Source organism: Sphingobium sp. ba1 (assembly GCF_000743655.1).
Classification (GTDB): Bacteria; Pseudomonadota; Alphaproteobacteria; order Sphingomonadales; family Sphingomonadaceae; genus Sphingobium.
Map to the genome: position 1 here is coordinate 1 of NZ_JPPQ01000084.1, position 2,016 is coordinate 2,016.

A 2,016-nucleotide genomic window follows, 5' to 3' on the forward strand; every position below is an offset into this window, starting at 1 on the left:
CGGTTGCTCGCTCGCCAGATGGGAGCGGCGGGGATCGCCATGAGCATCGTCAATCCCAGGCAAGTGCGGGATTTTGCTAGAGCGAGCGGTCAACTCGCCAAAACCGATGCGCTTGACGCTGGCATCATCCTACGCTTCGCTGACGCCATGCAGCCCGCCAGAACACCGCCAACACCTGAAAATCAGGCTCGCCTTGCCGAGCAAGTGCGCAGAAGGCGGCAACTGGTCGGTATGCTGGCTACCGAAAAGCAGCGTCTGTCCGGCCTCGATGACGCCGAAACGCTGGCTTCGATCCGCGAGCATATTGCCTTCCTGCAAGGACAAATCGGCCAGTGCGATGCGCGCATAACGGCTGAAATCGAGGCTGATGCCACGCTCGCGCGCAAAGCTATGCTGCTGGAGTCTATTCCAGGCATCGGCGCCACGACAGCGGCAGTGCTGATCGCCGAACTCCCCGAACTTGGTATCGCTGACAAAAAGCAGATCGCAGCCCTTGCCGGCATCGCTCCCATGAACCGTGACAGCGGCCAGTGGCGCGGTCAGGCGCATATTACCGGCGGCCGACTCTCGGTCAGATGCGCGCTCTACATGGCAACATTACCCGCCATCCGCTTCAATCCAACCATCCGCGACTTCTACCAGCACCTCCGCGCGGGAGGCAAAGCGCCCAAAGTCGCCATCACCGCCGCCATGCGAAAACTCCTCATTATCGCAAACGCTATCGTCCAGCAGGATAAACCATGGGCCAATCTCGCTTGACACCCAATACGGTTGCTGAGCGCCTGCCTTGGCAGGCAGTCGAAGGGGCTACTCAGGACGAACGGTTCTGAGTAAAGTCATCACGCTTGTCTTATGACTTTGTGGTCCGTTCGGGTCAGGATGCGATGTCCGGTCCGGGGTGGCCACCCCGGACCGGACGGAAGGGGACGGATCGCAAAACCGCTGGTCGTGAAGGGACCGGGTTAGAGTAGGATCGCCCCTTTCTTTTTCATCAGGCCCGAACGGATACCGGGGCTTTTAAGGCCCGGATGACAAGCATGGGACAGCGAAAAAGATGAGCAACTCTCTACCACAAACCATCGGCATCGACATCTCCAAAGCGACGTTGGACTGCTATGTCCATCCCATCGGGATCGAGCGCCAGTTCCCCAACACCACCAAGGGCCACAAGACCCTGATCGCATGGGCCGGGCAATGGGAGGTCGAGCGGATCGCCTATGAGGCTACCGGCATCTACCACCGCGCGCTGGAGGTCGCGCTCGGCCATATGCCCTGCGTCAAGCTCAACCCGGAACGGGCAAGGCGCTTCGCTCAGGCGACAGGCACGCTCGCCAAGACCGATCGCATCGACGCCAGGCTGCTCGCACGGATGGCGGTGACGCTGAAACCCCCGGTCAGGCCCGCCCGAAGCCCGCAGCAGAACCAACTGGCCGAACTCGTCAACGCCCGCGATGGTCTGGTGCGTGATCGCACCGCGCTCAAAAACCGCGAAAAGAACCTCACCGTCACGCTGCTTAAGCGCCAGTGCAGCCAACGGCTCGAACAGATCGCTCGCCACATCGCTGCGCTCGACGCTGAAATCGCGGCCGTCATTGCCGCAGATGAAAAGCTCGTCCGGCGCCACCACATTCTCACCAGCATCGCTGGCCTCGGCACACTCACCGCCAACCAGATCATCGCCACCATGCCCGAACTCGGATCGCTCGATAACAAGCAGGCTGCCTCGCTCGCCGGACTTGCCCCGGTCGCGCGCCAGTCCGGCCAATGGAAAGGCAAAAGCTTCATCCGCGGCGGTAGGGCCAATGTCCGACAGGCTCTCTACATGCCTGCTCTGGTCGCCGCCCGATTCAATCCAAACCTCAAGGCCAAATACCAGCAGCTCATCGCTGCCGGAAAACCCGCCAAAATCGCCATCACAGCCATCATGCGAAAGCTCATCGTCACCGCAAATGCGCTACTCAGGGCAGATCGTCTCTGGACCACAGCATGCGCTTGACCATCACGGATACTCTAAAC

At 60.8% G+C, this 2,016-nt stretch carries 2 protein-coding genes; both read left to right on the forward strand.

Translation table 11 applies throughout. The features are described 5' to 3' along the window. The coding region (locus tag IL54_RS23790) for an IS110 family transposase (RefSeq protein WP_037480900.1) at nucleotides 1-759 on the forward strand (759 nt) is incomplete at its 5' end. A 295-nt stretch (nucleotides 760-1,054) separates the two neighbouring features. Beyond that, nucleotides 1,055-1,996, forward strand: coding sequence for an IS110 family transposase (locus tag IL54_RS22025; RefSeq protein ID WP_006966739.1), 942 nt, complete (start codon nucleotides 1,055-1,057; stop codon nucleotides 1,994-1,996). Nucleotides 1,997-2,016 lie beyond the last annotated feature (20 nt).